Raw genomic sequence first — 25,452 nt, 5'->3', positions numbered from 1 at the left:
ACAGCCCGGTGAGTTCAATTATGATGCGATTTCTTGCTCAGGGCTGGCGAAGTATAACAACGGCGTTCGACGGATAGCTTCGAAAAGTTGTTAATGATGAGTAAGTTAGTGAAGACGAGGTTTGTGAATGCCTAAATGCAGCACCTGGTTTACCGCGCTTTTCTTGTTCGTTGCTCTTTGGGCACCCTGCAGTCAGGCAGATAACGGATGGCAACCGATTCAGGACACCATCCGTAAAAGTGAAAAAGATCCTCGTCAGTATCAGGCTATTCGTTTAGATAACGGTATGACCGTGCTGCTGGTTTCCGATCCGCAGGCGGTGAAGTCGCTGTCAGCGCTGGTGGTGCCGGTTGGCTCACTGGAAGATCCAGATGCTCACCTCGGGCTTGCCCATTTTCTGGAACATATGACGCTGATGGGGTCCAAAAAATATCCGGACCCGGATAGCCTGTCTGAATTCCTCAAAAAACATGGCGGCAGCCACAATGCCAGTACCGCCACCTATCGAACCGCATTTTATCTTGAAGTAGAAAACGATGCGCTCGACGGTGCCGTAGACCGCCTGGCCGACGCCATTGCTGAACCTAACCTCGCGGCACAATATGCCGAGCGTGAACGTAACGCGGTAAACGCCGAGTTGACGATGGCCCGTGCGCGTGACGGGATGCGCATGGCACAGGTTAGCGCCGAAACCATCAACCCTTTACACCCGGCGGCGCGTTTCTCCGGCGGCAACCTTGAAACCCTGCGTGACAAACCCGGCAGCAAGTTGCTCGACGCGCTGGTGGCATTCAGAAATAAGTACTACTCGGCAAACCTGATGAAAGCCGTTATCTACAGCAACAAGCCTTTGCCTGAACTGGCGAAGATTGCCGCTGAAACTTACGGCCGCGTTCCTGACAAAAATATCGAAAAGCCGGTTATCGATGTACCGGTGGTGACTGACGCGCAAAAAGGGATCTTCATCCACTATGTGCCGGTCATGCCGCGCAAGGTGGTTCGCGTTGAGTTTCGCATTGATAACAATAGCGATAAATTCCGCAGCAAAACCGATGAGCTGATTGGGTACCTGATCGGCAACCGTAGCCACGATACGCTGTCGGATTGGCTGCAAAAGCAGGGGCTTGCGGAGAGCATTCGCGCGGATTCTGACCCGATGGTGGCCGGTAACAGCGGTGTTTTCGCCATCTCCGTCTCCCTGACGGATAAAGGCCTGGCCAATCGTGATCAGGTGGTTGCGGCGATATTCAGCTATCTCGATCAGTTGCGCGCCAAAGGTATCGATAAACGTTACTTTGACGAGCTTGCACACGTGCTGGATCTCGACTTCCGTTACCCGTCCATCACCCGTGATATGGACTACATCGAATGGCTGGCGGATACCATGCTGCGCGTCCCGGTCACCCATACGTTAGATTCAGCAAATATCGCTGACCAGTACGATCCTGACGCGATTAAAGCGCGGCTGGATATGATGACGCCGCAAAATGCCCGCGTGTGGTATATCAGCCCGCAGGAGCCACACAATAAAACGGCTTATTTCGTTGATGCGCCTTACGAAGTTGACAAAATTCCTGCGCAGACCTATGCCGACTGGCAGCAGAAGGCAGATGCTATCAAGCTTGAGCTGCCTCAGCTGAATCCTTACATTCCCGATGACTTCACGCTTTATAAGCCACAGAAGCAGTACGACCATCCTGAACTGCTGATCCACGAGCCGGATCTGCGGGTGGTGTATATGCCGAGCCGCTATTTTGGTAACGAACCAAAAGCGGACGTGACGCTTGTGCTGCGTAATCCACAGGTGATGAACAGCGCGAAGAATCAGGTGCTGTTTGCCATCAATGATTACCTTGCGGGCATTGCGCTGGATGAACTCAGCAATCAGGCATCGGTTGGCGGCATCAGTTTCTCATCTAACGCCAATAGCGGGCTGATGATTAACGCCAACGGCTATACGCAGCGCCTGCCGCAGCTGTTTGAAGCGCTGCTGAAGGGCTATTTCAGCTATACCCCAACGCAGGAACAGCTGGATCAGGCCAAGTCCTGGTATGCCCAGATGATGGATTCGGCGGACAAAGGCAAAGCGTTTGAGCAGGCGATTGCGCCGGTGCAGATGGTTTCGCAGGTGCCTTATTTTGAGCGTAGTACCCGTCGGGCGTTGCTGCCGGAGCTGACGCTTAAGGACGTGCTGGATTATCGTGAGCGGTTGAAAACCAATTCCCGGCCTGAGTTTATGGTCATTGGCAACATGTCTCCAGAGCAGGCCAAACAGCTGGCGGAAAACGTCAAAGCCCAGCTGGCTCCAAAGGGGGGAGAATGGTGCCGGAATGACGATGTGCTGATTAATAAGCAACATCTGGCGATGTTTGAAAAAGCCGGAAGCAGCACCGACTCGGCGCTGGCGGCGGTTTATGTACCCAAAGGCTATAACGAAGCCACCAGCACGGCCTATGGCTCAATGCTGGGGCAAATCATTCAGCCCTGGTTCTATAATCAATTGCGTACACAAGAGCAGCTTGGTTATGCGGTGTTTGCTTTCCCTATGTCCATTGGTCGACAGTGGGGAGTGGGGTTCCTGCTTCAGAGCAGCGATAAGCAGCCAGCTTACCTGTATGAGCGGTTTAAAGCGTTTTATCCGGTTATCGAGAAAAAGCTGCGCGGCATGAGCGACGCCGAGTTTGCCCAAATCCAGCAGGGGATGATTGCCCAGATGCAGCAGGCGCCTCAAACGCTTGCGGAAGAAGCGGCGCAGCTTAGCAAAGATTTCGACCGCCGAAACATGGCGTTTGATTCCCGTGATAAAGTGATAGCCGAAATTAAGAAATTAACGCCGCAGAAGCTGGCTGATTTCTTCCATCAGGCGGTGATAGCTCCCCAGGGGATGGCGGTGTTGTCACAGATTTCCGGCAGCCATAACGGCAAAGCAGAGTATGCAGCTCCAAAAGGGTGGAAAACCTGGGAGGGGGCACGCAGTCTGCAGCAGGCGTTACCACTAGTAAGCGAGAAATAATGACCGATGTAACTGCGCAGCCCCTTGATCCTTTAAGTTTGCCGCTGTTCGGCGAACGGTTGATAGAAGCTTCCGCGGGGACCGGTAAGACCTTTACCATTGCCGCACTTTATTTGCGGCTGCTGCTGGGCTTAGGGGGAGAGAATGCTTTCCCCCGTCCGCTGGGGGTTGAAGAACTGCTGGTGGTGACTTTCACCGAAGCGGCCACCGAAGAACTGCGTGGCCGTATTCGGGCGAATATCCACGAATTGCGCATCGCCTGTATTCGTAACCGCACCAAAAATCCACTGATACAAAACTTACTTGCCCAGATTACCAACAAGCAGCTCGCTGCCCGTACCCTGCTGTTAGCCGAACAGCAGATGGATGAGGCCGCTATCTTCACGATCCACGGCTTTTGCCAGCGGATGCTCAGCCTCAACGCTTTTGAGTCCGGGATGCTGTTCGAGCAGCAGCTACTTGAGGATGAATCCTTGCTGCGCCGTCACGCCTGTGCTGATTTCTGGCGGCGTCACTGCTACCCGCTGCCAAAACCTGTGGCGCAGGCGATGAGTGAGGAGTGGTCGGGGCCGGAAGCGCTTTTAAGGGATATCAATAGCTGGCTTCAGGGTGAACAGCCCCAGTTGAAACAGCCCCCGGCGGATGATGAAACGCTGCTGGCTCGCCATGAAAAAATAATCGCCGCTATCGACGGGGTCAAAGCTCAATGGAGAGCAGCCGCGGGTGAGCTGGCAAGCCTGATTAGCGATTCTGGCGTGGATAAACGCAGCTACAGCAGTAAACATTTGCCAAACTGGCTGGAAATTGTTGGCCAGTGGGCGCAGCTGGAAACCACCAGTTATCAGCTCCCTGAGGCGTTGGCGAAGTTTGCGCAAAGCACGCTTGAAGAGAAAACCAAAAAAGGCGAAGTGCCCCGGCACAGCCTGTTCACCGCCATCGACGCATTGCTTGCAGAGCCGCTAACGCTGCGTGACCTGGTGATTGCCAGAGCCATGGCGGAAATTCGCTATATTGTTCAACAAGAGAAGCGCCGCCGCGGCGAACTGGGCTTTGACGATATGCTGAGTCGGCTCGATGAATCTCTGCATCAGCCCGGCGGCGACGCCTTAGCGACGGCGATCCGCAGCCGTTTCCCGGTGGCGATGATCGATGAGTTCCAGGATACCGACCCGCAGCAGTACCGTATCTTCCGCCGCCTGTATATCAAGCAGCAGGGCACCGCGCTGTTGCTGATTGGTGACCCTAAGCAGGCTATTTACGCTTTCCGCGGCGCCGATATTTTTACCTATATGAGGGCGCGTCAGGAAGTTAGTGCCCACTACACACTGGACACTAACTGGCGCTCGTCACCCTCGATGATCCACGGCGTAAACACGCTGTTCCAGCAGGTTGAGAATCCGTTCTTATTCCGCCAGATCCCGTTCCTGCCGGTTAAATCAGCGCCCCGCAACGGTGGGCTACGGTTTACGGTCCAGGGTGAAAGCCAGTCGGCGGTGAAAATGTGGCTCCAGCCGGGGGATGGCGTCGGTGTAAGTGATTACCAACAAGCGATGGCATCGCAGTGTGCACGGCAAGTTCGAGACTGGCTCACCGCCGGGCAACGGGGGGATGCGCTGCTTTGGCAGGGGGATGACGCCCGGCCGCTCAGGGCATCGGATATGACGATTCTGGTTCGTAGCCGCGGAGAAGCGGCCATCGTACGTGATGCGCTGGGCGCGCTGAATATTCCTTCGGTGTATCTCTCTAACCGCGATTCGGTGTTTGCTACCGTTGAGGCACGTGAGCTGCTGTGGGTGCTACAGGCCGTACTGACGCCTGAAATTGAGACGGCCATGCGCAGCGCCATTGCGACAGCCATGTTAGGGCTGGATGCCCATGCTATCGAGTCTCTGAACAACGACGAACTGGCCTGGGATCATCTGGTTGACGAATTCTTTGGCTACCGCGAGCAGTGGCTTAAGCGGGGCGTGATGCCCATGTTAAGAGCCTTAATCGGGGCGAGAAATATAGCTGAAAACCTGCTGGCCACGCCTGGCGGAGAGCGCAGGCTGACCGATATTTTGCACATCAGCGAACTGTTACAGGAAGCCTCAGCAGAAATGGAGAGCGAGCATGCGCTGGTGCGCTGGCTGGCGCAGAGGATTGCCGAGCCGGACAGCAACGCTTCCAGTCAGCAGTTGAGGCTCGAAAGTGATAAACATTTGGTGCAGGTGGTGACCATCCACAAATCCAAAGGGCTGGAGTATCCGTTGGTCTGGCTGCCGTTCGTGGCCAACTATCGCCCACAGAGCAGCGGCCTTTATCACGACCGAACCACCTTTACCTCACTTCTGGATTTGAGCAACGATGCGGAAAGCCTGGGGCTGGCCGAAGAAGAACGTCTGGCGGAAGACTTGCGTCTGCTCTATGTGGCATTGACCCGCTCCGTCTGGCACTGCAGCTTGGGCGTTGCGCCGTTGTTCCGCGGTTCGAGAGCCAAAAAAGGCAACAGCGACCTGCACCTCAGTGCGCTGGGCTATTTGCTGCAAAAAGGGGAAGCGCTCGATGCAGAGGGACTGCGCCAGGCGCTTGATGGTCTGAAAAGCGAAGCCATCGACGTTGAAACACTCTCTTCCGGGGACGATACTCCGTGGCAGCCGCGGCCCGATGCTTTGCCCGAGCTTGCCGCCCGCCAGCTCAAGCGTCGAATCACCGATAACTGGCGCGTGACCAGTTATTCTGGTCTGCAGCAGCACGGCAGCAGTCGGGTTCTGGATTTCGTGCCACGCCTGGACGTTGACGCCGTTGGGGAAGCCCCGGAGCAAAGTGAGCCGTTACTTACGCCGCATACTTTCCCGCGCGGGGCTTCACCGGGTACTTTCTTACACAGCCTTTTCGAAGAGGTTGATTTTACACAGCCAGTACAGCCTGAAGAGACAGAAAAACACCTGCTTGCCAATGGGTTTAGCGGCGAGTGGGAGCCGGTGGTGAGCCGCTGGCTGGAAGAGGTGCTTGCTGCGCCGCTCAATGACACCGGCGTTGCCCTGAACCTGCTTTCTGCGAAGGAGAGACAGGTGGAGCTGGAATTTTATTTACCTATCGACAATGAGCTACAGGCGCCGGCGTTAGACGGTCTGGTTCGTCATTACGACCCGCTGTCTGCTGGCTGCCCGCCTTTGGACTTCCGTCAGGTGAAGGGAATGCTGAAAGGGTTTATCGACCTGGTGTTCCGCTGGCAGGGGCGTTACTACCTGCTGGACTATAAATCTAACTGGCTGGGGGAAGACAGCGGCGCCTACACCCAGGAGGCGATGGCGAAGGCGATGCAGTCTCACCGCTACGACTTGCAGTACCAGCTCTACACGCTGGCGCTGCATCGCTACCTGCGCCACCGTATGGCCGGGTATAACTACCAGCAGCACTTTGGTGGGGTTATCTATTTGTTCCTGCGAGGCGTGGAGCAGGGTAAGCCGGAGCAGGGTATTTTTTCTACGCGACCGGACGTCAGACTGGTTGAAGCAATGGATGCGCTGTTCGCCGGGGCAGCAGAGGAGATCCCACAGTGAGTATGTCTCAGCTACTCAACCAGGCGGTGGTGCTGAAAGCTCTCAGGCCGCTGGATTCACAGTTTGCCATGATGGTGGCTAACGATAAGCAGCCCGCCGTTATGCTGGCCGCAGCGCTGTTGAGCCGAGAATCAGGCGAGGGGCATGTCTGCCTGCCGCTGGAGCGCATCAGGCCCGAATATGCCTTTGCTGGCAAACATCCTGAACTTGTGGCTCAGCTTTTTGCCGAGGCGGAGCCTACTTCGGGCTGGCACAGCGCATTACTGGCTTCCCATTCGGTCAGTTCGGGCGACGAACCCACGCCGCTGAAACTCATTGATAACCGCCTTTACCTCAACCGTATGTGGAGCAACGAGCATCGGGTGGCGGCCTTCTTCGGTGAACATAACCAGCCTGTTGCGGTGGATGAGACGCGGCTTCGCGAAATCCTCGACGCGCTGTTTGGTAACAGCCCACAGACGGACTGGCAGAAAGTGGCCGCGGCGGTGGCGTTGACCCGACGTATTTCAGTTATTTCCGGCGGGCCGGGAACAGGTAAAACCACAACGGTGGCAAAGCTGTTGGGCGCGCTGGTTCAGCTTTCCGATGGCCAGCCCGTGCGCATTCAGCTTGCGGCGCCTACGGGCAAGGCGGCCGCACGCCTGACGGAATCGTTGGGAAGTGCGCTGCGCCAGCTGCCGCTCAGCGATGAGCAGAAAAAGCGCCTGCCTGAAGAGGCTTCGACGCTGCACCGGCTTTTAGGCGCGCAGCCAAACAGCCAGCGGTTGCGCCACCATGCCGGGAATCCTCTGCACCTGGATGTGCTGGTGGTGGATGAGGCGTCAATGGTGGATCTGCCGATGATGTCCCGGCTGATTGATGCTTTACCGGAGCAGGCCCGCGTCATCTTCCTCGGAGACAGAGATCAACTGGCTTCCGTAGAGGCGGGGGCGGTGCTGGGCGATATCTGCCATTACGTGAACGACGGGTATTCGGCTGAGCGTGCGGAGCAATTAAAACGGCTCACGGGCTGTGAGGTACCCGTGGGGGAGAGTACCCGGGCGAGCGCGCTGCGTGACGGGCTTTGCCTGCTGCGTAAGAGCTATCGGTTCGACAGTCAGTCCGGCATCGGTCAACTGGCCTTTGCCGTTAATGCCAGCGATAGCAGGCAGGTGAAAGCTGCGTTTGGACAAGGGTTTACGGACATCTCACTGCAGCCGCTGCTGGAGCCGGAAGATTATACGGCGATGATTGCCGACGTGGTCAGCGGCTACGGCGAGTATTTGCAGCTGGTGCGTCAGAAAGCCGCGCCTGCGGAGATCATTGATGCCTTTGGCCGTTATCAGCTGCTGTGTGCCTTACGTGAAGGACCTTTCGGCGTCAGCGGCCTGAATGAGCGTATTGAGCAGGCGCTGGTACAGGCGCGTTTGATTCAGCGGCCTTCGCAGGCGCTGTCCCGCTGGTACGACGGGCGTCCGATGATGATTGCCCGCAATGATAGCTCGCTTGGCTTGTTTAACGGCGATATCGGTATTGCTTTGCAGCGTGAGGAAGGGCTTCGCGTGTGGTTTTCAATGCCGGATGGTTCAGTAAAATCCGTTCAGCCCAGCCGCCTGCCTGCACACGACACGGCCTTCGCCATGACCGTGCATAAATCTCAGGGTTCTGAATTTGACCACGCCGCGTTGGTATTGCCGAATCAGTTTGTGCCGGTGGTGACGCGTGAGCTGGTGTACACCGCGATCACGCGAGCCCGTAAGCAGCTGTCGCTGTATGCCGATGAACGCGTGTTGAATAAAGCGATAGCCACGCGTACGGAGCGCCGCAGCGGGCTTATGGCGATTTTCTCTGGAGAATAAAAGACAAGGGAAGGCACACTTTATGCCTTCCCTTTTTTCAGGTCAGGTCGGCCATCAGCACTTTTGATTTGCGCTGATAGTTGTACATCTCTTTTTTGCTCGCCGGCAGCAGCTCCACGTCCACCGGCAGGAAGCCCCGCTCCTGGAACCAGTGGATGCTGCGGGTGGTCAGCACGAACAATTTACTCAGCCCCATCTGCCGCGCCTGGTTGGCTATGCGGTTCAGCAACTCTTCGCCCCGGGACGAACTACGGTAGTCAGGGTGCACCGCGACGCAGGCCATTTCGCCGATGCTTTCTTCCGGGAACGGATAAAGCGCAGCGCAGGCGATGGTCAGGTTATCCCGTTGAATAATCGTGAACTTGTCGATCTCCATTTCCAGCTGCTCACGGGAGCGGCGCACCAGGATCCCTTGCTGTTCCAGCGGGCGGATCAGCTCAAGAATACCGCCGATATCGTTGATGGTAGCGCGGCGGATCTGCTCTGCGCTTTCCATCACAATCTGCGTGCCGATCCCATCGCGAGAGAACAGTTCCTGCAGCAGGGCACCATCTTCCTGATAGCTGAGCAGGTGGCTGCGGCGCACGCCGCTGCGGCAGGCCTTCACCGCTCCGCGCAGGAAGCGCACTGTGCCGGAATGATAGTCGCCGGTGCTTTCCAGGGCTTCAATACGCTGCTGAGCCTCGTTCGGGAACAGCTCAGAAATCACGTTCCCCAGGTCGTCGGTCACGCCCTGAGCGGAGCAGAACCCAATCATTTTCTCTGCCTTCAGCTTAACCGCAAGCTGGGTGGCCACTTCTTCGGAGGTGAGGTTAAAGCTTTCCCCCGTCACGGAAACCGCGACTGGCCCCATCAGTACAATCGCGCCGCTGTCCAGCTGGCGGTGAATGGCTTCTTCATCAATACGGCGGACGCGCCCGCTGTGGCAGTAGTCCACGCCGTCATCCACGCCCAGAGGCTGTGCGATGATAAAGTTACCGCTGACCACGTTGATATGGGCACCCTGAAGCGGCGTATTACCCAGGCTCATGGAGAGTCGCGCGGTGATGTCGAGCTGAAGCAGCCCTGCAGCCTGTTTCACCAGTTCGAGGGTTTTTGCGTCGGTGACTCGGGTGTGTTTATGGTAAACCGGCTCGTGGTGGTGTTCGGCCAGGTTTTCGTCAATCTGCGGACGTGCGCCGTACACTACGACCAGGCGAATGCCCAGGCTGTGAAGCAGGCCAATATCGTTGACGATGCTGGAAAAGTTTTCATGTTCAATGGCTTCGCCGCCGAGCATGATGACAAACGTTTTTCCCCGGTGGGCATTAATATAGGGAACAGAATGGCGGAATCCCTGGACCAGTTCAGTTCTGCGTTCCTTTACCACGGCACACCCTCATTGCATGATTATTCGTAATTTGTGTATTTTTATTCTTTTATGGCATTCGGTGCAAGCGCCAATTTTCATCCAGGATAAAATTCCTCCTCCCTGACTTTTTATCCCCTTTTCTGAACGTTTACCCTTTTATAGATGACAGTAACCGCGTGTTTCGCTAAAGTTTTTGGCTCAAAAAATAAATTCGTCTATTCAGTGATTTTATCGCTCAGGGGAGCCATGCCAGATTCCAGTTCGTTAATGAGTCGCCGCCGTTTACTTCAGGGTGCCGGAGCCATGTGGTTGTTGAGCGTCAGCAAGGTCGGTTTTGCTGCCTCAAGCCAGGTGATCGCCGTGCGCGTCTGGCCGGCCTCGTCTTATACCCGCGTGACGCTGGAATCTAACCATCAGCTGAAGTACCGCCAGTTTGCGCTCAGCAACCCGGAGCGGGTTGTTGTGGATATTGAAGGGGCGCATTTAAATTCAGTTTTAAAAGGCATTGGCAGCCAGGTTCGCGGCGACGATCCCTTCATTAAATCCGCGCGCGTGGGGCAGTTCGATCCCAAGACCGTGCGCATGGTTTTTGAATTGAAGCAAAACGTGACCCCGCATTTGTTTGCGCTGGCCCCGGTCGCCGAATTTAAAGAGCGCCTGGTGATGGATCTTTATCCCGCCAACATGAATAGCGAACAAGATCCGCTGCTGGCATTACTGGAAGATTACAACAACGGCCAGTTAGACAAGAAAATGCCGGCGGAAAAAGGGCCGCAGCCGGGTAAAGCCGGGCGAGACAGGCCGATTGTCATCATGCTTGATCCGGGGCACGGCGGCGAAGATCCCGGTGCGATTGGCCCGAACAAGACCCGCGAAAAAGATATTGTGCTCAGTATTGCGCGCAGGCTGAAGGCCCTGCTCGATAAAGAGGGCAATATGAAGGCCTACATGACGCGTAATGAAGATGTGTTCATCCCGCTGAAAGTGCGCGTTGCCAAGGCGCAAAAACAGCGAGCCGACCTGTTTGTTTCTATTCATGCGGATGCATTTACGACCGCTGCCGCGCGCGGATCGTCGGTCTTTGCGTTGTCCACCAAAGGGGCGACCAGTACGGCGGCGAAATACCTGGCGCAAACGCAGAACGCCTCGGATTTAATTGGCGGCGTGGGCAAAAGTGGAGATCGCTATCTCGACCACACGATGTTCGACATGGTGCAGTCGCTGACCATTAACGACAGCCTGAAGTTCGGGAAAGAGGTGCTTAACCGGCTGGGGAAAGTGAACAAGCTGCATAAAAACAGCGTCGATCAGGCCGGGTTTGCGGTGCTAAAAGCGCCGGATATTCCATCTATTCTGGTGGAGACAGCGTTCCTGAGTAACCCTGAAGAAGAGCGCAAGCTGCGTACGGCCAAATTCCAGCAGGAAGTTGCGGAGTCAATTCTGGCGGGGATTAAGGCGTACTTCTCGGATAGTTCAAGGCTGGCAAGACGAGGCTAAAATGGCTGATAAAGGCGGGAGATAAACCTGCCTTATTTTTTTACAAACGGCAGAAACAAAAAAACACCCGTAAGGGTGTTCTCAATGTTGGTTGCGGGGGCCGGATTTGAACCGACGACCTTCGGGTTATGAGCCCGACGAGCTACCAGGCTGCTCCACCCCGCGTCCGTCATACTACTCTTTTTAATGATTTTTCATCATTGCGCTGTTAAATCAGCGACTTTTAATTGGTTGCGGGGGCCGGATTTGAACCGACGACCTTCGGGTTATGAGCCCGACGAGCTACCAGGCTGCTCCACCCCGCGTCCGTGGATGCGCACTATACTCCGCTCGCTTTTTGATGCAACCCTTTTTTCGAGTAAATACCTGAATTTCCCCTTAGTTGTTGAATTAACCCGCACAGTGGCCATAAAACAGACGTTTTTGCTGTGAGGGGTGTGCAACTCGTTTAATTCTGGCGGCGCGTTTGCTATCTTCGGCGAGGCATACAGAGGCAACGAGCAGGGCGAAAGGTAAATGAAAGGACGTTGGATTAAGTACACAGCGGCGGGGGCCATGTTAGCGATGCTGGCCGCCTGTTCATCAAAACCGACCGATCGCGGTCAGCAATATAAAGACGGGAAATTCTCCCAGCCTTTCTCACTGGTGAATCAGCCTGATGCGGTTGGCGCGCCTATCAACGGCGGCGACTATGCCGAGCAGGTTAACCAGATTCGTTCTGCTTCTCCCCGCCTCTATAATAACGGCAGCGATATCTATAATGCCGTGCAGCAGTGGCTGCGTGCCGGGGGCGATACCCGCCAGCTGAAGCAGTTCGGCCTTGATGCCTGGCAGATGGAAGGGGCTGACAACTACGGTAACGTGCAGTTTACCGGCTACTACACCCCAGTGATTCAGGCTCGTCATACTCGCCAGGGCGAATTCCAGTACCCTATTTACCGCATGCCGCCAAAACGTGGGCGTCTACCGTCCCGCGCGGAAATCTACGCCGGTGGGTTGAGCGACAGCTATGTGCTGGCCTACAGCAACTCTCTGATGGATAACTTCATCATGGATGTGCAGGGCAGCGGCTACATTGATTTTGGCGATGGTCAGCCTTTGACCTTCTTCGGCTATGCCGGTAAAAATGGCCACGCTTATCGCAGCATAGGCAAGGTGTTGATCGACCGCGGCGAAGTGAAGAAAGAAGATATGTCGATGCAGGCGATTCGCCACTGGGGAGAAACCCATAGCGAAGCGGCAGTACGGGAGCTGCTTGAGCAGAATCCTTCTTTTGTCTTCTTTAAACCCGCAAGCTATGCGCCGGTGAAAGGCGCGAGCGCGGTACCGTTGATTGGACGTGCCTCCGTGGCGTCTGACCGCTCCATCATTCCTGCTGGTACCACGCTGCTGACCGAAGTCCCACTGCTGGACAATAACGGGAAGTTCACCGGCCAGTACGAGCTGCGCGTGATGGTGGCGCTCGACGTTGGGGGGGCGATCAAAGGTCAGCACTTCGATATCTATCAGGGCATTGGCCCGGATGCCGGGCACCGCGCGGGTTGGTACAACCATTACGGGCGCGTCTGGGTGCTGAAAGCGGCCCCTGGCACGGGCAGCGTTTTTAACGGTTAATGCTGCAGCGTTTCCTCCTTTATCTACGGGCTGTATAATCAGCCCGTTTTTTATTTCTGAGGATTTCCCCGATGTCTGTTGTTCTCTCTGATGCCTGGCTGCAACGCTTTGGCGGCACCGCTCGTCTGTATGGCCAGGCGGCGCTTCAGCTTTTTGCAGAAGCGCACGTTTGCGTGATTGGCATCGGCGGGGTGGGCTCGTGGGCGGCAGAGGCGCTGGCGCGAACCGGGATTGGGGCCATTACGCTTATCGACATGGATGACGTTTGCGTCACCAACACCAACCGCCAAATCCATGCCCTGAAAGACAGCGTAGGCCAGGCCAAAACGGAAGTCATGGCCGCACGCATCAAGGAGATCAATCCTGAATGTCGGGTTACGGTGGTGGATGACTTTATTACCGCTGACAACGCCGCTGAGCTGCTTAGCCAGGGATTCAGCTATGTTATCGACGCCATTGACAGCGTGCGGCCAAAAGCGGCGCTGATCGCGTATTGCCGCCGCTATAAGATCCCGCTGGTGACCACGGGGGGAGCCGGTGGGCAAATCGATCCGACGCAGATTCAGGTTAGCGATCTGGCAAAAACTATTCAGGATCCGCTGGCGGCGAAGCTGCGTGAACGCCTGAAAAGTGATTTCGGCGTGGTGAAAAACAGCAAAGGGAAGCTTGGCGTAGACTGCGTATTTTCAACTGAAGCGCTGGTGTATCCGCAGGCTGACGGCTCAGTTTGCGCGATGAAAAGCACCGCCGAAGGCCCAAAACGGATGGACTGTGCCTCGGGCTTTGGGGCGGCGACCATGGTAACCGCCAGCTTTGGTTTTGTGGCGGTGTCTCATGTGCTGAAGAAGATGATGGCGAAGGCGGCAAGAACCGCCGCCTGATTAACCCTCGTGCGCGGCCTGTTGAACGGCCGCGGCAAGGGCCGTAAGCCCGCTGCTGCGGGAAGCGCTTAGCTGATGGCGAAGCCCCAGATCGTCAAACAGACTTAGCGGATCGTTTTCCAATAGCTGCCTGGCGGTTTTCCCCTCTACCGCGGTCAACAGCACCGCCAATAAGCCACGAACGATGCGTCCTTCACTGTCACCGTAAAAGTGCAGCGTTCCGTCCGGCAGGCGCTCGTGGCCCAGCCAAACGCGATTTTCGCAGCCGCTGATTTCAATACTCTCGGTTTTTAATGCCTCCGGCAGCGCCGGCAGCTTCTTACCCAATAAAATCAGCTGGCGGTATTTGTCTTCCCACTGCCGCTGCGCTTCGAAGGTGGTACGCAGCATATCTGCGTTAATTTCTGTGCCAAAGGGATGATTAGCCTGCATTCAGTCCACCAGAATATCGAGGGCGCGATCGACTGCGGCGAGCAGTTCGTGCACATCCTGCTGTGTGTTGTAAGGGGCGAAAGAGGCGCGCAGCGTTCCGCTAACGCCTAATGCGGCCATCAAGGGCTGCGCGCAGTGCTGGCCCGCCCGCAGCGCAATGCCTGATTCGGCCAGCAGCGTGACCATATCGCTATGGTGAACGCCCGCAAAGTCAAACGCCAGCAGGCTGGAGTCCTGACTGCGGAAGCTACGGAAACCGGGGCGTTTTGCCAGCCCGGACTCCGCGAGCGTGGCCAGGCTACGGCTCCAGTTTTCCGCCTGCTGTAAATCGACAGTTTCAAGCCATTCCAGCACAGCGCTAAGGCCAATGACGCCCGCGACGTTTGGCGTCCCGGCTTCAAAGCGGTAGGGCACTGGCTGAGTCTTAAACCCGTCGAATGAGACATGGGTAATCATTTTCCCGCCGCCGAGCCACGGCGACATCTGCTCAAGGAGATCTGCTTTGCCATAGAGCGCGCCGATGCCGGTCGGGCCATACAGTTTATGGGCGGAAAAGGCGTAAAAGTCGATATCCAGCGCCTGCACGTCCGGCGGGCAGTGAACAATGCCCTGCGCGCCATCAACCATCACGACGGCGCCTGCTTCGTGGGCAAGCTTGATAGCTTTTGCCAGATCGGGGCAGCCCCCGGTGACGTTAGACATTTGCCCAAGCGCCAGGATACGAGTGCGGTCATTCAGCAATGCAGGAAGCTGGTTAAGATCGGGCAGAGCCTGGTCATTCAGCGGCAGTTTCACCACTTTCGCACCGGTTTGCTCAGCCACCATCAGCCACGGCACAAAATTAGCGTGATGTTCTGCCTCACTCACAATGATTTCATCCCCGTCTTTGAGGCGAGGGCGGGCATAGCACTGCGCAACCAGGTTTATGGCTTCGGTTGTGCCCCGGGTCCAGACCACGGATCTACCGCTTGCGGCGTTGATCAAACATGCTACCTGGTCACGTGCCGCTTCGTAGCGCGCCGTCAGACGCTGCGCTTCTGGAAACTGGCTGCGGTGAACGTTCCCGGCACTCAGGCTGTAAAACTGTTGGGTAGCGTCGATCACGGCCTGGGGTTTTAGCGCCGTGGCCGCGCTGTCGAGATAGACGCCTGCATCTGCCAGCGCGGGAAATTGCGCACGAAAATGAGCGGGGTTAAATGCTGTCATGGGGATCCTCAGTTCAATGCACAGATCGTCGCGCAAAACTGGCGTTGGCACAAGGTTTCCGTCTTTCTCGGAATTGTCTGTTTCTCCTGGCAGAATGTGAGAAGCAGGTTATGCTAATTATTGTTGGACTAATATTTAAGCATGTTAGTAGGAAAGACTTAAACAGCATTAAACGCTATCCACAAGGAGAAGAATAATGAACAAATCTATCGCTATTGTTTCTGCCTGTATGATGACCTTTGCACTTGCAGCTTGTTCCAGCCCGAACTACATCATGCACACCAACGATGGACGCGCGATTGTCTCTGAAGGTAAGCCAAAAACCGATGACGAAACAGGAATGATCAAGTACAAAGATGCTAACGGCAATATGCAGCAGATTAACCGTTCGGACGTGAAAGAGATGGTTGAGCTGAAGAAGTAAAACTGCAGGCAAAAAAAAGCACCGCATTCGGCGGTGCTACATTAATCACTATGGACAGACAGGGTAAATGTACAGGAAGTGAAAAGGGGTAGCTTAGCTACCGTGGTCCGAAATGTCAGACCAATTGCAAACACAACAACACAACATCACAACCGTAAGCCAAAAGCCCTCCAGAACACGCATTCCAGACAACTTTTCGTTCCGACTCAGGAAGTGCCGCCACTATAGGTATTTGCTGGTGCATCCTCAACGGACAATTTATAATGGCTCAGATAAAAAAAACTAATAGGTAAACAAACGCTATCTGTTTGTTAACTCTTATTAACACTTAAGCCAAATAACCCCATGTCTAAGCGATTACCCCCTCTGAATGCGCTGCGCGTTTTTGACGCTGCGGCTCGTCACTTGAGTTTTACTAAAGCGGCTGAGGAACTGTTCGTTACTCAGGCCGCGGTAAGCCACCAGATCAAGTCCCTGGAGGATTTTCTTGGCCTGAAGCTGTTCCGCCGCCGTAACCGATCGTTGCTGTTGACGGAGGAGGGGCAGAGTTATTATCAGGATATTAAAGAGATTTTTTCCCAGCTGACGGAAGCCACCCGCAAGCTGCAGGCGCGCAGTGCAAAAGGCGCGCTGACGGTGAGTTTATTGCCCAGTTTTGCGATTCACTGGCTGGTGCCTCGCTTAACAAGCTTTAACTCAGCTTATCCGGGCATCGACGTGCGAATTCAGGCGGTGGACCGCCAGGAAGACAAGCTGTCTGACGACGTGGACGTGGCGATATTCTATGGGCGGGGAAACTGGCCGGGGCTAAGAGTCGAAAAACTTTATGCTGAGTATTTGCTGCCGGTTTGCTCACCTATGCTACTAACCGGCGACAAACCGATTAAAACGCCGGAAGATTTGGCCAGGCACACTTTATTGCATGACGCTTCGCGCCGCGACTGGCAGACTTATACCCGCCAGCTTGGCGTGAGCCATATTAATGTCCAGCAAGGGCCCATTTTCAGCCACAGCGCAATGGTACTCCAGGCCGCGATTCACGGGCAGGGGATTGCGCTGGCCAATAACGTCATGGCCCAAACGGAAATCGAAGCGGGCCGTCTGGTATGCCCGTTCAATGATGTGCTGGTAAGTAAAAACGCCTTTTATCTGGTTTGTCATGACAGCCAGGCAGAACTGGGTAAAATAGCCGCGTTTCGACAGTGGATCCTGGCAAAGGCGGCCAGTGAGCAAGAAAAATTCCGTTTTCGCTACGAACAATAAGCAACCTTCGCGTGGCGCGGCCACGCCTTACTTTAGGGTTACACCATGACCAGCCGATTCATGCTGATTTTTGCCGCCATCAGCGGTTTTGTTTTTGTTGCCCTGGGCGCCTTTGGGGCGCACGTATTGAGCAAGTCTCTGGGTGTTGCAGAGATGGGATGGATCCAGACCGGGCTTGAGTATCAGGCGTTTCACACGCTCGCGATTTTTGGCCTTGCGGTGGCAATGCAGCGTCGCATCAGCATCTGGTTCTACTGGAGCAGCGTCTTTATGGCGTTAGGCACCGTATTGTTTAGCGGCAGTTTGTACTGCCTGGCCCTGTCGCACCTGCGGCTGTGGGCGTTTGTTACCCCGGTGGGCGGCGTCAGCTTCCTGGCCGGTTGGATATTGATGTTAATTGGTGCTGTGCGCCTGAAACGTAAGGGCGTAAGCCATGAATAAAGTGATTTTGTACTGCCGCCAGGGATTCGAGAAAGAGTGTGCGGCAGAGATAACCGACAAAGCGGGTCAGCGCGGTGTCTACGGCTTTGCCCGCGTTAAAGAGCACAGCGGTTATGTCATATTTGAATGCTATCAGCCGGAAGAGGCGGAAAAGCTGGCGCGCGAGCTGCCGTTCAGCGACCTGATTTTTGCCCGCCAGATGTTTGTTGCCGGCGAGCTGCTAAAGGATTTGCCGCCGGAAGACCGCATCACGCCTATTGTCGGCATGCTGCAGGGCGTGGTGGAAAAGGGCGGCGACCTGCGGGTTGAAGTGGCCGACACCAACGAAAGCAAAGAGCTGATGAAGTTCTGTCGTAAGTTTACCGTGCCGCTGCGTGCCAGCCTGCGCGAAGCCGGAGTGCTGACCAACTACGAAACGCCGAAGCGTCCGGTTGTGCATGTGTTCTTTATCGCCCCCGGCTGCTGTTACACAGGTTACTCCTACACCACCAACAATTCGCCGTTCTATATGGGCATCCCGCGCCTCAAGTTCCCGGCGGATGCTCCAAGCCGCTCCACGCTGAAGCTGGAAGAGGCGTTTCACGTCTTTATTCCCGCCGATGAATGGGACGAGCGTCTGGCCAACGGCATGTACGCCGTGGATTTGGGTGCCTGCCCGGGCGGCTGGACCTATCAGTTGGTAAAGCGCAATATGTGGGTTTCGTCCGTCGATAACGGCCCGATGGCGCAGAGCCTGATGGACACCGGACAGGTCACCTGGCTGCGCGAAGATGGCTTCAAATACCGCCCGACCCGCACCAACATCTCCTGGATGGTCTGCGACATGGTGGAAAAACCGGCAAAAGTAGCCCATTTAATGGCAACCTGGCTGGTAAACGGCTGGTGCCGTGAGACTATCTTTAACCTCAAGTTGCCGATGAAAAAGCGCTACGAAGAGGTGTCGCAAAACCTGGCGCAGATCCGCGAAATCCTCGAGAGCAACGGCATTAACGCGGAAATCAAAGCCCGCCAGCTTTACCACGATCGTGAAGAAGTGACCGTTCACATCCGCCGTTGGTGGGCGGCCGTGGGTGGCCGTCGCGACGAGCGTTAATGACCAACCCCTTGCTCATCCGGGCAAGGGGAGTTCTTTTGCGTTATGCAGAAGGTAATGCACCAGGCAACCTTAGCTGCTGTAAGTTCCCGTCGAGCTGTAAATCCGTCTCAAGCCTTGCCACCTGGCGGCTGATAAACGCACTTTCTCTGTGCAGCTCCAGCTTCTTACGCCATTTTTCCGGGACTTCATCGAGCCGCTGATAGAGCGTTTCCAGGTCAGAAAACTGGTTAATGAGCTGTGTGGCGCTTTTCGGGCCAATACCGGGCACGCCGGGAATTTTGCTGCTGCTGATGCCCGCCAGCCCCCAGAAGTCCCCCAGTTGTTCCGGCTGAACGCCATATTCCTGAGCAATAAAGGGCGCATCCAGCCAGCGTTTTTGGAAGTAATCGCGAATTTGCAGCGTTGGGGCCAGCAGCTGGCAATAGCCTTTGTCGGTGGACACAATGGTTGCCCGATGGCCGCCGGAGGCGACTTTCACCGCCAGCGTAGCCGCAAGATCGTCCGCCTCGTTGCCTTTTGAATGCCAGCACTGAACGCCACGACGGGTAAAAGCATCCCGCAGAGCCGGCATTTCGGCATGCAGGTCGTCTGGCATTGGCGAACGGCCCGCTTTGTAGTCGGGCAGAACCTGATGCCGCCAGCCTTCGCGACGTTCTTCGTCATCAAACACTGCCACCGCATGAGTAGGCTGACTGTGGCCAATAAGCTGGTCCAGCGCATGCAGACATGTATCGACACAGGGCGAACCCTGCACCGCATGTATGCGGCGAATCAGGTTCAGGGCATCGACGATAAGTAAATGAATAGCCATAAGAAATTAACTCGTCACTCTGATGGGCCTACCCTAACACTTCCCGCCATGATGAGCTATTCTCATCGCAGCATTCAGGAATGCCTCTCGCAAAACCTTATCGGGGCCGGGTGGAAAGCCATTGCGTAGTTGTTAGCGGGCTATGTATATTTCTAACGCATAAAAAAATAGAGAACATCAATATGAGTAATACTAAACACCTCGCGCAACGCATTCAAAACCTGCAACCCTCGGCCATCCGCGAACTTCTTAAGCACAGCAAAATGCCCGGCGTGATTTCACTGGCTGGCGGCATTCCTTCCAGTGAGCTGTTTGACAGACAAGGGCTGGAGCTGGCGACCCGTAAGGTGCTGGAAGAGAACTTTAACGACGCTTTTCAGTATGGCCTGACCGAAGGCAATTCCGAGCTGCGTGACCAGCTAGTTGAGCTGTGCAAGGCTCGCGGGATTACTACGCGCAGCGACCAGTTGCTCATCACCTCTGGTTCCCAGCAGGCGTTGGATTTGCTGATTCGTGCGCTGGCAGACGAAGGTGACGTTTTCGTCGTTGAGCGCCCGACCTACCTGGCCACGCTGCAAATCCTCAGTTTGACCGCCGCGAAGGTTGAATCCGTAGGTGGGGACGAGCACGGCATGATTGTCGATGAGCTGGAAGCTTTGCTGAAAACTACGCGTGTGAAAGGCGTTTATCTGGTGCCAACCTTTGGTAACCCAAGCGGCACAACGCTGAGCGCTGAGCGTCGTGAAAAGCTGGTGAAACTGGCTGCCGAACATGATTTTGTGATTATTGAAGACGATCCGTACGGGGCGATTAGCTTTACCGATCGCCGCGAGAAGACTCTGATTCAGGTCGCCACAGAGTTAGGGCATGAAGATCACGTGGTCTATACCTCAACGTTCTCGAAAATTCTGGCTCCGGGGCTGCGTGTCGGCTGGATTATTCTCCCGGAGTGGATGAAGCAAAAGGTCGCCATCATTAAGCAGGCGACTGATTTACACGCTAACTCGTTTACACAGGCGCTGGCGGCGGCTTACCTGAAACTGGGGCGTCTTGAGCCGCAGATTGAGCTGATTCGTGAGGCTTATAAGCAGAAGTGCCTGACGCTGTCGCGTCTGCTGGAAGAAGAGCTTGGCGAGCACATTACCTTTAACCAGCCGCAGGGTGGGATGTTCCTTTGGGCCGCTTTCCGCTACGACTTTGATACCACGGCCTGGCTACAAAAAACGCTGGAGAAAGGCGTGGTGTACGTGCCGGGAGAGTTCTTCTTTAGCGATCATGCGGATAAACGCACGCTGCGTTTCTCCTACGCGACGGCAACGGATGAGCAACTGGTGGAAGCCGTGAAGCGTTTGAAAGCGGCGCTCTAAGAAAAAGGCTCCCAAGCGGGAGCCTTAAAGGTTGCTGACAAAGAGGAAAAAGCGTGGTTTTTCCCTCTTTGTGGTTATCAGCCGAAAATCAATGAAGTGATTTTCCTATTCTTTAACCAGTCGGCGGATCTTTCTTTTTCACCGGAAGTTGGTCAGTCGTCTGAAAGGCTCCCAGCCGGGAGCCTTAATTTTTAGTCACAGGCGACAATTTTCAGCGCCAGGCCACCGCGAGAGGTTTCGCGATACTTGGCGTTCATGTCCTTGCCCGTTTCATACATTGTCTCGATAACCTTATCCAGACAGACGCGAGGCTCGCTGGTGCGGCGCATAGCCATACGTGCAGCGTTCACGGCTTTAACTGCCGCAATGGCGTTACGCTCGATGCACGGAACCTGAACCTGGCCTGCAACCGGGTCACACGTCAGCCCCAGATTATGCTCCATGCCGATTTCCGCAGCGATACACACCTGAGTAGGGCTACCGCCCAGCAGCTCAGTAAGGCCTGCCGCAGCCATTGAACAGGCTACGCCGACTTCTCCCTGACAACCTACTTCCGCGCCGGAGATAGATGCGTTCATTTTATACAGAGAACCGATAGCACCGGCGGCCAGGAAATAGCGGGCGCAGGAGTTAGCGTTCACCTGACGAATGAACTTGTCGTAATACGCCAACACAGCCGGAACAATACCGCAGGCCCCGTTTGTTGGCGCGGTGACCACACGGCCACCGGCTGCGTTTTCTTCGTTCACCGCCAGCGCGAACATATTGATCCAGTCCACAACTGCCATCGGGTCAGAGCTGTTTTTATCGGTGGTCACCAGCATACGACGCAGGGCTGCAGCACGGCGCGGAACGCGCATTTTACCCGGCAGCACGCCTTCTGTAGTGATACCGCGTTCAATTCCGCTGCTCATGACTTCCCAGACCGCCGCAAAGTGGGCGTCGATCTCTTCCTGGCTATGCAGGGCTCGTTCGTTCTGCATCATCAGGCCGGAAAGCGATAAGCCCGTTTCACGGCAGTGTTTTTGCAGGTCTGCAGCATTCTGATACGGATACGGCACGCTGACCGGGTTTTCACTCTGCGCACCAAAATGGGCTTCATCAACGATGAAGCCACCGCCGATAGAGTAATAGGTCTGAGAATACAGCACGTTGTCGCCAGCCAGAGCGGTGATGCGCATGCCATTCTCGTGGAGCGCCAGGTTGTCGGCATGGAAGTTCATGCAGCAGTCCACCGGGAATTCAACTTCATGCTGACCGTTGGCCAGCATCAGGCGCCCGTGGGTGTTTACATCCTGGATGAAGTGCGGAATAGCGTCGATATCGACGGTATCCGGCAGGTTACCCGCCAGGCCCATAATAATGGCTATATCGGTATGGTGGCCTTTACCTGTCAGGGACAGAGAGCCATAGACATCCACAACTACACGAGTGACATCGCGCAGGATCCCTTGCTCAATCAGTTCATCGGAAAATTGTTTACCGGCCTTCATCGGGCCGACGGTATGTGAGCTGGAGGGGCCAATACCGATTTTGAAAATGTCGAATACGCTAATCATAAGATTTCCCTGCGTAAGTGACTTGGGGGAGGAGAGTCGCCCTGGCGGGCGACTCTTTAGCTTGCTTAGCTGAACAGCGAGTAGAAGATAGCGGAGATAGCGATCAGGCCCATAATCACAACAAAGACGTTGCTGATATGGCCGCTGTACTTACGCATCGCCGGTACTTTCTGAATAGCATACATCGGCATCAGGAACAGAATCATCGCGATAACCGGGCCGCCCAGGGTTTCAATCATCCCGAGGATGCTTGGGTTCAGCGTCGCCACTGCCCAGGTCGTCACCAGCATAAACAGCGCGGTAATTTTGTTCAGTTTACCGATTTCAATACTCTTACCTTTGCCGCGCAGAGACTTAATGACCATGCCGTTAAAGCCTTCGCGTGCACCCAGGTAGTGGCCGAGGAAGGATTTGGTGATGGCAATCATCGCAATGATTGGCGCCATCCAGGCGATAACCGGTGCATTAAAGTGGTTAGCCAGGTAAGACAGGATAGAGATGTTCTGCGCTTTTGCCGCGGCCAGGTCAGCAGGGCTCAGGCTCAGCACGCAGCTGAACACGAAGAACATGACGGTCAGCACCATCATGATGTGTGCACGAGCCAGGATGCTGGAGCATTTTTTCTCAGCGCCATCGCCGTACTCTTCGCGTTTAGCCACGGCGAAGGAGGAGATGATAGGGGAGTGGTTGAAGGAGAACACCATGACCGGAATTGCCAGCCACAGGGTCATCCACAGGCCGCTGCCGGTTGCCGGGGTTGCGCTGAAGGACAGGGTTTCAAACGCCGCACCGCTCCAGTTTGGAATCAGGTACAGCGCCAGAATCATCAGAGCCGCAACAAATGGGAATACCAGGATGCTCATCGCTTTGACGATCATCTGCTCGCCGAAGCGCACGATAGTCATCATGCCGACAATCAGAATCAAAGAAAGGATAGCGCGCGGCGGTGCAGTCATGCCCAACTGGTGGGTGATGAAGCTGTCCACGGTGTTGGTGATAGCCACGCTGTAAACCAGCAGGATCGGGTAGATAGCAAAGAAGTACAGCAGGGTGATGAGCTTACCTGCGCCAACACCAAAGTGCTCTTCTACAACTTCGGTGATATCTTCGCCCGGGTTTTTACCGGACAGCACGAAGCGGGTCATACCGCGGTGTGCGAAGAACGTCATTGGGAAAGCCAGAATCGCCATGATGAACAGCGGGATCAGGCCACCAACGCCGGCGTTGATTGGCAGGAACAGGACGCCTGCACCGATAGCTGTACCGTACAGGCCCAGCATCCACATGGTGTCGGTCTTGCGCCATGCGCCTTTTTTCTCAGCAGAGACAATACTGCCGGTTTGAGTGGTTTCCATCTACATCTCCAAAGGAAAGTTTCGTGCAATGTTTAAAAATTCGCAGTTAACGCGATGTGTGTGGCTTAACTGCTGAAACTAAATTCTGGCCGGGCGCGTTTTTAAAGTAGTTGTGGCCCGTAACTATCGGCGGGCGGAAAGATACATTTATGTCATCACTGTATCAGTGATCGCGATCCCAAATGCGATAATCTACGTTTGTTAAGCAACAAATCCGCATAACAGTCTGTTCATAGACATCAACATGACATTTATGGTCGCGAAGCCTAGCACTTGTGGATGATGCAATAAATTAAACCTGACCAAATAACTCGGTTTTTGCCAAAGAAAGTGCCTAAAACAGCATTTTTCAACGAGTATTTGCTTCAGGTCGCAATGTTTGTGCTTTTAAGTGTGAGCGCAATCGATTAAATGGCAGCTTAGTATCGGTACCGAGGGATGGCTTCAAACGCTGGTGGTTGGCAGAGAAGATCTGTTTATCAAGTTTGTGGGGGTGAAAAGGAAGACGGATCCTTCAGCAGCGCTATCGCGCAATACGCCGAATAACCCATCTTCGACAGAACGTTCGGTTCTCCGTTCCCTAGTCCGCATGAGCATCAAACAATAGCGTCACGACTCCCTTCCAGGTTGAACCTGGGGATTTCACCATCGTTTCAACGCCGGGTTTCCGGACTTTAAAATCAACCTGTGAGCGACGATGAACAACAAACTCGCCGGGAGGTAAAATAACATGGCCAGCCGGTAACGAATTCAACAGCAGATTTCTGGCTTCTCTTCCGTTTTCCGTTTTATAACCCGGTAAGGTGAGAGAAACCTCCAGCGGTATTTTTTCTCCGGTGGGGGATGTTGTTTCGCGTAACGCACAGGCCCCCTCCAAATCATACTCACAGCGCATATTGACAGTGAAGCCGGACGTGGACGACAGGGTGAAGGGGACCTCCTGACTCAGGGAATCAGGGACACGCCCACCGTTTGTCCACTGGCTCCAGCCGCCTTTCGGGGCCAGGCTGACCTTGATCAATTCCGCGTCGGAGGGAAACTTCACCTGGAAGGCATGACGTACGTTCGCCTTTATTTTTATTCTAATTTCAGTGTCAGAGGTCGTTTCGGCATGAAAGTTAATATCTTCGCCTTCACCAACGGTATAAACCACTTCACCTTCGTACTCACCGCTGTAAACACCTAATGGATTGGGTGTTTCTAACGTATAGCCAAAGCTAAAATTGGAAATACGAACATCACCTTGAAAAGAATTACTAAGCTTTCTGTAGCAGGTCAGAATTCTTTCTGGCACTCCCCATCCATGTCTGAACTCACTATACGCAGAACCAAGGCCAACGCCAACCCGCCCCGAGCACCCGCCCTGAGGATAAAGACCCGTGCCTTGCATTGCATTAAATATGTTATATCTATCTATCGACGTGTGTTGCATACCAAAAAAAGCCAGACGAAATACCCCTGCAATTTGATTCCCTGTTTTATCATCTCTTAAAACAATATTCTTTTTCGTGCCATCAAGGGATATTGCTGTATAATTGCGTGCGTTATTGCTCGTAGAGTCAAAATATTTTTCCGCCGATAACCCAGGGATCAAAATACTGAACTCCCCCGCATTACAATACGCAGGGTGCTGAGAGCAAAATCCTGTGACCGGGGTAGTATTCACAAACGCATTCTTCTGCGGCTGCTGCAGGTCGGCGATAAACTCCGTAGTGACGTTCACCGTTGCAGCGTTGACTGTGGATATCATCGCCAATAA

18 protein-coding genes and 2 tRNA genes are annotated in these 25,452 nt (G+C 54.8%); 11 read left to right on the top strand and 9 right to left on the bottom strand.

The window, feature by feature from the left end:
* Positions 1-127: 127 nt before the first annotated feature.
* From ptrA to recD, 3 genes are read left to right on the top strand one after another with little or no spacing between them, the layout of a single operon-like run.
* Positions 128-3,013: a pitrilysin gene (gene ptrA / locus WFN87_RS20395; protein ID WP_336709286.1), complete on the top strand. Its 2,886-nt coding sequence runs from the start codon at positions 128-130 to the stop codon at positions 3,011-3,013.
* Positions 3,013-6,558: an exodeoxyribonuclease V subunit beta gene (gene recB, locus WFN87_RS20390; RefSeq protein WP_336983625.1), complete on the top strand. Its 3,546-nt coding sequence runs from the start codon at positions 3,013-3,015 to the stop codon at positions 6,556-6,558. Before ptrA ends, recB begins: the two co-directional genes overlap by 1 nt.
* A complete protein-coding gene (gene recD / locus WFN87_RS20385; protein WP_336983626.1) occupies positions 6,555-8,396 on the top strand; it encodes an exodeoxyribonuclease V subunit alpha in 1,842 nt (613 codons plus the stop codon). Before recB ends, recD begins: the two co-directional genes overlap by 4 nt.
* Before the next feature lie 37 nt (positions 8,397-8,433).
* On the opposite strand, the gene argA is transcribed toward recD, so the two are convergent.
* Positions 8,434-9,765: an amino-acid N-acetyltransferase gene (gene argA / locus WFN87_RS20380; protein ID WP_008458442.1), complete on the bottom strand. Its 1,332-nt coding sequence runs from the start codon at positions 9,763-9,765 to the stop codon at positions 8,434-8,436.
* Positions 9,766-9,993: 228 nt separating this feature from the next.
* Between argA and amiC the strand changes: the two genes are divergently transcribed.
* Positions 9,994-11,244 carry an N-acetylmuramoyl-L-alanine amidase AmiC gene (gene amiC, locus WFN87_RS20375; protein WP_336983627.1) on the top strand — a complete coding sequence of 417 codons (1,251 nt, stop codon included), beginning with the start codon at positions 9,994-9,996 and terminating at the stop codon, positions 11,242-11,244.
* Between the two features lie 88 nt (positions 11,245-11,332).
* Here amiC and WFN87_RS20370 read toward each other — a convergent pair.
* Together WFN87_RS20370 and WFN87_RS20365 are read right to left on the bottom strand one after the other, a co-directional pair.
* Positions 11,333-11,409, bottom strand: a tRNA-Met gene (locus WFN87_RS20370).
* 63 nt (positions 11,410-11,472) lie between these two features.
* A tRNA-Met gene (locus WFN87_RS20365) sits at positions 11,473-11,549 on the bottom strand.
* A 211-nt stretch (positions 11,550-11,760) separates the two neighbouring features.
* Between WFN87_RS20365 and mltA the strand changes: the two genes are divergently transcribed.
* Both mltA and tcdA read left to right on the top strand, forming a co-directional pair.
* Positions 11,761-12,858: a murein transglycosylase A gene (mltA, locus tag WFN87_RS20360; protein WP_008458439.1), complete on the top strand. Its 1,098-nt coding sequence runs from the start codon at positions 11,761-11,763 to the stop codon at positions 12,856-12,858.
* Between the two features lie 71 nt (positions 12,859-12,929).
* The gene (tcdA, locus tag WFN87_RS20355; RefSeq protein ID WP_045783824.1) at positions 12,930-13,739 is read left to right on the top strand and encodes a tRNA cyclic N6-threonylcarbamoyladenosine(37) synthase TcdA; all 810 of its coding nucleotides are present in this window, start codon (positions 12,930-12,932) and stop codon (positions 13,737-13,739) included.
* Here the strand turns inward: tcdA and csdE are convergent, their stop codons facing one another.
* Together csdE and csdA are read right to left on the bottom strand one after the other, a co-directional pair.
* On the bottom strand, positions 13,740-14,171 hold the full coding sequence (gene csdE / locus WFN87_RS20350; protein ID WP_166878328.1) for a cysteine desulfurase sulfur acceptor subunit CsdE: 432 nt from the start codon (positions 14,169-14,171) through the stop codon (positions 13,740-13,742).
* Positions 14,172-15,377 carry a cysteine desulfurase CsdA gene (gene csdA, locus WFN87_RS20345; RefSeq protein WP_336983628.1) on the bottom strand — a complete coding sequence of 402 codons (1,206 nt, stop codon included), beginning with the start codon at positions 15,375-15,377 and terminating at the stop codon, positions 14,172-14,174.
* A 196-nt stretch (positions 15,378-15,573) separates the two neighbouring features.
* Between csdA and WFN87_RS20340 the strand changes: the two genes are divergently transcribed.
* The 4 genes from WFN87_RS20340 to rlmM all read left to right on the top strand — a co-directional run bounded on the left by WFN87_RS20340 (position 15,574) and on the right by rlmM (position 18,598).
* Entirely contained in the window at positions 15,574-15,801 is a 228-nt protein-coding gene (locus tag WFN87_RS20340; RefSeq protein ID WP_008458430.1) for a YgdI/YgdR family lipoprotein, read from the top strand.
* Positions 15,802-16,146: 345 nt separating this feature from the next.
* Positions 16,147-17,064, top strand: a complete 918-nt coding sequence (gene gcvA, locus WFN87_RS20335; RefSeq protein WP_008458428.1) for a glycine cleavage system transcriptional regulator GcvA — start codon at positions 16,147-16,149, stop codon at positions 17,062-17,064.
* Between the two features lie 45 nt (positions 17,065-17,109).
* Positions 17,110-17,505: a DUF423 domain-containing protein gene (locus WFN87_RS20330; RefSeq protein ID WP_008458426.1), complete on the top strand. Its 396-nt coding sequence runs from the start codon at positions 17,110-17,112 to the stop codon at positions 17,503-17,505.
* A complete protein-coding gene (rlmM, locus tag WFN87_RS20325; RefSeq protein WP_008458424.1) occupies positions 17,498-18,598 on the top strand; it encodes a 23S rRNA (cytidine(2498)-2'-O)-methyltransferase RlmM in 1,101 nt (366 codons plus the stop codon). The genes WFN87_RS20330 and rlmM overlap by 8 nt, the downstream gene beginning before the upstream one ends.
* Positions 18,599-18,641: 43 nt before the next feature.
* Here the strand turns inward: rlmM and xni are convergent, their stop codons facing one another.
* Entirely contained in the window at positions 18,642-19,412 is a 771-nt protein-coding gene (xni, locus tag WFN87_RS20320; protein ID WP_008458422.1) for a flap endonuclease Xni, read from the bottom strand.
* Positions 19,413-19,594: 182 nt separating this feature from the next.
* Here xni and WFN87_RS20315 point away from each other — a divergent pair, with 182 nt between their 5' ends.
* Entirely contained in the window at positions 19,595-20,779 is a 1,185-nt protein-coding gene (locus tag WFN87_RS20315) for an aminotransferase class I/II-fold pyridoxal phosphate-dependent enzyme (RefSeq protein ID WP_166995910.1), read from the top strand.
* A 191-nt stretch (positions 20,780-20,970) separates the two neighbouring features.
* Here WFN87_RS20315 and WFN87_RS20310 read toward each other — a convergent pair whose 3' ends face one another.
* The 3 genes from WFN87_RS20310 to WFN87_RS20300 all read right to left on the bottom strand — a co-directional run.
* Positions 20,971-22,338, bottom strand: coding sequence for an L-serine ammonia-lyase (locus tag WFN87_RS20310; protein ID WP_336983629.1), 1,368 nt, complete (start codon positions 22,336-22,338; stop codon positions 20,971-20,973).
* Between the two features lie 65 nt (positions 22,339-22,403).
* Complete coding sequence (locus tag WFN87_RS20305) at positions 22,404-23,693, bottom strand: HAAAP family serine/threonine permease (RefSeq protein ID WP_008458416.1); 1,290 nt, start codon at positions 23,691-23,693, stop codon at positions 22,404-22,406.
* 580 nt (positions 23,694-24,273) lie between these two features.
* On the bottom strand, positions 24,274-25,452 hold a 1,179-nt coding region (locus tag WFN87_RS20300; protein WP_336983630.1), incomplete at its 5' end, for a hypothetical protein.

Source organism: Cedecea sp. AS113 (assembly GCF_037152415.1).
Lineage (GTDB): Bacteria > Pseudomonadota > Gammaproteobacteria > Enterobacterales > Enterobacteriaceae > Cedecea.
The sequence above is the reverse complement of the archived record's forward strand: the minus strand, read 5'-3'. Positions and strand labels throughout refer to the sequence as shown.